Source organism: Kaarinaea lacus (assembly GCF_975902315.1).
In genome coordinates, this window is the sequence record NZ_CDLKIE010000060.1 from 1 (window position 1) to 5,481 (window position 5,481).

5 protein-coding genes are annotated in these 5,481 nt (G+C 48.4%); all 5 read left to right on the forward strand.

The window, feature by feature from the left end; translation table 11 throughout:
- A partial coding sequence (locus ACWVCM_RS01225) for a proton-conducting transporter transmembrane domain-containing protein (protein WP_455199873.1) occupies nt 1-1,257 on the forward strand: 1,257 nt, incomplete at its 5' end.
- A 1-nt stretch (nt 1,258) separates the two neighbouring features.
- Nucleotides 1,259-1,525, forward strand: a complete 267-nt coding sequence (locus ACWVCM_RS01230) for a hypothetical protein (RefSeq protein ID WP_455199874.1) — start codon at nt 1,259-1,261, stop codon at nt 1,523-1,525.
- On the forward strand, nt 1,512-3,254 hold the full coding sequence (locus ACWVCM_RS01235; RefSeq protein ID WP_455199875.1) for a Na(+)/H(+) antiporter subunit D: 1,743 nt from the start codon (nt 1,512-1,514) through the stop codon (nt 3,252-3,254). The genes ACWVCM_RS01230 and ACWVCM_RS01235 overlap by 14 nt, the downstream gene beginning before the upstream one ends.
- Before the next feature lie 271 nt (nt 3,255-3,525).
- Entirely contained in the window at nt 3,526-4,155 is a 630-nt protein-coding gene (locus ACWVCM_RS01240) for a carbonic anhydrase (RefSeq protein ID WP_455199876.1), read from the forward strand.
- 361 nt (nt 4,156-4,516) lie between these two features.
- The gene (locus ACWVCM_RS01245) at nt 4,517-5,356 is read left to right on the forward strand and encodes a universal stress protein (protein WP_455199877.1); all 840 of its coding nucleotides are present in this window, start codon (nt 4,517-4,519) and stop codon (nt 5,354-5,356) included.
- The last annotated feature ends 125 nt before the right edge of the window (nt 5,357-5,481 follow it).

Consider the following 5,481-nt stretch of genomic DNA (forward strand, 5'->3'; position numbering starts at 1 on the left):
ATGCTGTTCGCGCTGGTGGCCGGTACTTTATGGTTAGTGACGTCAATCTATGCCATTGGCTATATGCGCGGCCATCATGAAAAAAATCAAACCCGCTTTTACGCCGCATTTGCTATCGCGATTAGTAGCGCGCTGGGTGCAGCCTTTGCCGGTAACATGTTTACGCTGTTTCTGTGTTATGAAATATTAACCCTCTCTACTTATCCACTGGTTACTCATTCCGGTACCCCAGAAGCAAAAAGAAGTGGCCGAATCTATTTAGGCATTTTGCTGGGCACCTCCATAGGGCTTCAACTGCTGGCAATCTTAATTACCTGGTCGGTGGCGGGCACGCTCGAATTTACCCATGGTGGCGTATTAGCGGGCAAGCTGGATCCGGCTTATGCAGGGATTTTGTATGCGCTGTTTATTTTTGGGGTTGGTAAAGCAGCGGTAATGCCTTTTCACAAGTGGCTGCCGGCTGCCATGGTTGCACCGACACCCGTGAGTGCGTTGTTGCATGCAGTTGCCGTGGTGAAGGCGGGCGTTTTCACTATATTAAAAGTAACAATTTACATTTTCGGTAGTGACTTTATTTTACAGGCTGGGGCCAGCGACTGGTTAATCTGGTTTGCTGCGGCGACAATATTACTGGCATCGCTGATTGCCATTACCAAAGATAACCTGAAGGCGAGGCTGGCATACTCAACGGTTAGTCAGTTGAGTTATATTGTTCTGGGCGCATTAATCGCAACAGAAGTCAGCATCCTGGGGGCATCGATGCATATTGCTATGCACGCCTTTGCCAAGATAACGCTGTTTTTTGCAGCTGGTGCCATCCTGGTTGCGGCGCACAAGACCGAGATAAGCCAAATGCATGGACTGGGCAGGGCCATGCCCATTACCTTTACTGCATTTACCCTTGCCAGTTTGAGTATTATAGGCCTGCCACCGTTTGGTGGCATGTGGAGTAAATGGTATCTGGCACTGGGTGCCGTAGAGACAGAGCAATGGCTATTGCTTGCTGTGCTGATGATTAGTTCACTGCTGAATATATTTTACTTGCTACCTGTTGCCATACGGGCCTTTTTTTGTAAACCGAAAGCTGGTAAACCACAAGCAGCCAAACCGCAAGCGGCCGAGCAATATACTGAAATAAAAGAAGCACCTAAAACCATGTTGTTTGCGCTAAGCGTGACGGCACTGGTCAGTATCGCGTTGTTTTTCTATCCCGATCCTTTTTACAACCTCGCGGCAAACGCCGCCAAAGGGCATTGATATGTCAAACAGACCGAATGATGAGAAGAGCTATTTGTTTGATAATCCTGGAAACGTTTCACGCTTGTTGTCAGGCTTTTACGTTATTTGCGGTGTTTTATTGTTAGCGGATTTTATTGCCCATCGTCATACAGTACATCCCTGGGAAGGATTTCCTGGTTTTTATGCTCTCTACGGATTTGTTGCCTGCGTGGTGCTGGTGTTGATCGCAAAAGAGATGCGCAAGGTGCTGATGCGTAAGGAAGACTATTACGATGTGGATGAGTGAGCTACCACCTTTTATCCCATTTTATATCGCTGCATTGCTGCTGCTGGTAACGCGGGGCTGGCTGCGCAATATTATTCTCCTGGCAACGCCGCTACTGGGTGGCCTGCAGCTATGGTTTGGGGTTCAGCCTTACGTGCCGATGGTGGCTACCGATGCACTGGTCAGTGCCAGGGAATTATCGTATCAAATGACCGTGTTCGATTATCAACTGGAGTTCATGCGCGTTGATAAACTCAGCCTGTTGTTTGGTTACCTGTTTCATATCGCGAGTTTTATCGCCGTTATTTATGCGTTGCATGTGCGGGATACCACACAGCAAGTTGCAGGACTGCTTTATGCCGGCAGTGCATTGGGTGCCGTTTTTGCCGGTGATTTAATTACCCTGTTTATTTTCTGGGAGGGCCTGGCGCTGAGTTCCGTGTTTTTAATCTGGGCAAGGCGTTCAGAACGCGCCATAAAATCGGGAATACGTTATTTAATCCTTCAGGTAATGTCAGGGGTTTTACTGCTGGCGGGCGCGTTGATTCATTTTCATCAAACCGGTTCGCTGGCGTTTGATTTTATAGGTATCGATAGTGCGGCCGGCTGGATCATTCTTCTGGCATTCGGCATCAAGTCCGCATTCCCGTTTTTGCATAGCTGGTTAACAGATGCCTATCCGGAATCAACACCAACGGGTACGGTGTTTCTTTCAGCCTTTACAACCAAGGTGGCTGTTTATGCCCTGGCGCGTGGTTTTCCCGGTACCGACCTATTGATCTATGTAGGCGCAATCATGACCTGCTTTCCCATTTTCTATGCCGTAATTGAAAACGACCTGCGTCGCGTGCTGGCGTATAGCATGATCAACCAGGTGGGTTTCATGGTCTGCGGTATTGGTATCGGCACTGCACTGGCATTGAACGGCGCCGTTGCGCATGCCTTTAACGATGTCATCTTTAAAGGGCTGTTATTCATGACCATGGGCGCGGTGTTATATCGCGTGGGGAATATCAATGGCTCCGATCTGGGTGGCCTCTACAAAACCATGCCCAGGACGGCCATTCTTTGTATTGTGGGGGCGTCATCTATTTCCGCTTTTCCACTGTTCAGTGGCTTTGTCAGTAAGTCCATGGTGATGAGCGCTATGTTAGCGGAGGGCCATAATTATTTATGGCTGATGTTGTTGTTTGCTTCGGCGGGCGTTTTTCATCACGCGGGAATAAAAATCCCGTACTTTGCCTTTTTTCATCACGATTCGGGTATTCGTACGCAAGAAGCACCTAACAATATGCTTGTCGCTATGACAATTGCGGCAGTGTTATGTGTCTTTATTGGTTCACAGCCACAATACCTCTATGCATTGTTACCCTGGCATGTAGAGTACTGGCCATATGATGTTACTCATGTGTTGGCACAGTTACAGTTGCTGTTTTTTTCTGCGCTGGCATTTGTCTGGTTAAACAAACAGGGTCTGTACCCACCTGAGTTACATTCGGTGAATATCGATGTTGAATGGCTGTATCGAAAACTATTGCCGGCCACTGGGCGAGTAAGCCTCAACATACTGCAAAGTGCCAATCGCCAGATAGCAAAGTTTACTTTAACTGTCTGGCAAAACCTTCAATGCGCATTTCAGACCAGCCGTTTGTCGCAGTACCACCTCGCGAGTAGCTGGCCAACCGGAAGCATGGTGTTATGGATTGGGGTTATTCTGGGTGGGTACTTACTGATGGATGTGTATTTTTAGTATCGTGAATGACAGTTGCAAGCGGTCTGCAGGCTTTCAGGGTTTCACTGTATCAATTTTTAACTATACGATAAACCGAGATTCGTCGCGCCAGTTTGAAAGCCGACATTTGGCCTTCAAATAATCACTGTAACGAGTACAATTAGCGGTACTGGGTCCGCATTTTCACGTGTTTGATATTGAGGCCCAGCGAAATAATATTAAGTATTTCCAAAGTTGAAGACCTGAAAATCTGGCATGAATCCAGTTAAATTGAGCGGGACAAACTATAATGGAAAAACTCGTCAAAGGCTTTCTGAAATTTCGCAATGAGGTGTTCGAGAAAAAGCGAGCACTATTTTCCAGGCTCTCCAGCCAGCAATCGCCACGGGCCCTGTTTATCACCTGCTCCGACTCGCGCGTCGATCCAACATTGCTAACCCAGGCCGATCCAGGCGAACTCTTTATTCTAAGAAACGCCGGGAACATAGTTCCTCCTTATGGCTCTATGCAGGGCGGTAGTACCGCGACTATTGAATACGCAGTGTCCGTACTAAAAGTACCGAACATCATCGTCTGTGGTCATACCGACTGTGCCGTCATGAAGGCGCTGTTACACCCCGAAGAGGTAAAAGACCTGCCCGCGGTGCGCGCCTGGGTTAACCAGGGCGAAACCACGCGGCGTATTATGTGCGAGCATTATACCGACTGTGAAGACGACGAAAGACTAAGCATTGCTACACAGGAAAATGTCCGGTCGCAACTCGACAACCTGCGCACCCATCCTTCAGTCGCGCTGGCGCTGCGCGACGGAAAAGTCAAACTACACGGCTGGGTGTACGCCATATCAACCGGCGAAGTCTGGGTTTATGATTTCGATACGGAGGGCTTCGTGCTGCTTACGGAGAAGGCAGCTGAGTAACAACTGTATTTTGCCCTGATTATGCGGAGGGTTTGGTTAAGCGTACGGACTTCCTCAATTACCATCATCCTGATGGCGACGATATTCTCTAATGGTTCCAGATTTGGAATGTGCTGATCAGTTAAAACCAACTTATATATCGTTAAATCAAATTACTTTGCATGATGGATGATCAGCTTTTCAAGCGCCTGATGCTGACCTGTATCAACTTAAACCGCTAAAATAGTGGTTAAAATAATTCCAGTTCATTCGAAAAGTAGCAATCTTTGTATATAGCATTTGTTTCATCAAAAGGAATTGGCAGCCTGCGGGTTGTTAAGCTTTACTTAGAGGGTTTAATTATAAACAGGAGGGTATCACCGTGGCAGCATCCGAAACGTTTCCCATCGCAACAATGGACAAGTTTATTGTTGCCTCTGATGGCTCTAAGTGTAGCGAAAGTGCGGTGCGCGAAGCGATACAATTAGCCAAGCGCTATGGAAGCAAACTTTACGCAGTATGCACAGCCCAGGTGACGCTGGGTCAGCTCGAGTACGCGGCGGACGTGGTATCTGAATTTGACAAGGCCGCCCGCGAGGCATGTACTTCAGTTAAAACACGTGCCGAAGCCGAGGGCGTCGATTGCGAAATGGTTATCCACGAAGGTGAAGAGCCTTACGAACATATAGTCAGTGAAGCGGAAAATCGGCAAGCCGATGCCATCATTGTCGGTCGGCGCGGACACCGGGGATTAATGAAATTGTTAATGGGTAGTGTCACGCACCTGGTGATTGGTCATGCACCCTGTAAAGTGCTGGTCGTTCCAAAATTGGGAAAACTGACGGCACAGCGTTTACTGGTTGCCACTGACGGTTCCGAGTTCAGCGACAAAGCGGTGTCAGAAGCCATTAGCCTGGCCAAACGCACCGGTGGATCGCTCATTGCCTGCAGCGTTGTCCATCGCAGTCTCGATGAAAACATGGCAAATGACTATGTCAACAAAGTGAAAGACATGGCCAGCAATGAGGGAGTCAACGTTGAGACGATAGTTGCACAGGGCAACGCTTGCCAGGAGATCGTTGGCGCTGCAGAAGAAAAAGAGGCTGACATGATCGTCGTGGGTACCCATGGCCGGACCGGTATCAGCAGATTCATGATGGGATCTATTGCCGAACGCGTGGTCGGCATGGCTGATAAAGCAGTGATGGTTGTCAGGGGATAGCTTGAAATCAGGTCTCCTCCTTTTGTAGAGGAGGATTACGAGCGCAGGGACGTGTGAAGGTATGAGCAATTGAATGTACCGGGTAGTACGACGCAGGATGCTAAAGACGAGAAGCAATTGTCGGG

Excerpts from the sequence above, each read along its gene's own strand:
- ACWVCM_RS01240 (WP_455199876.1), top strand. The coding sequence starts at position 3,526 with ATGGAAAAACTCGTCAAAGGCTTTCTGAAATTTCGCAATGAGGTGTTC.
- ACWVCM_RS01235 (WP_455199875.1), top strand. The coding sequence starts at position 1,512 with ATGTGGATGAGTGAGCTACCACCTTTTATCCCATTTTATATCGCTGCA.
- ACWVCM_RS01230 (WP_455199874.1), top strand. The coding sequence starts at position 1,259 with ATGTCAAACAGACCGAATGATGAGAAGAGCTATTTGTTTGATAATCCT.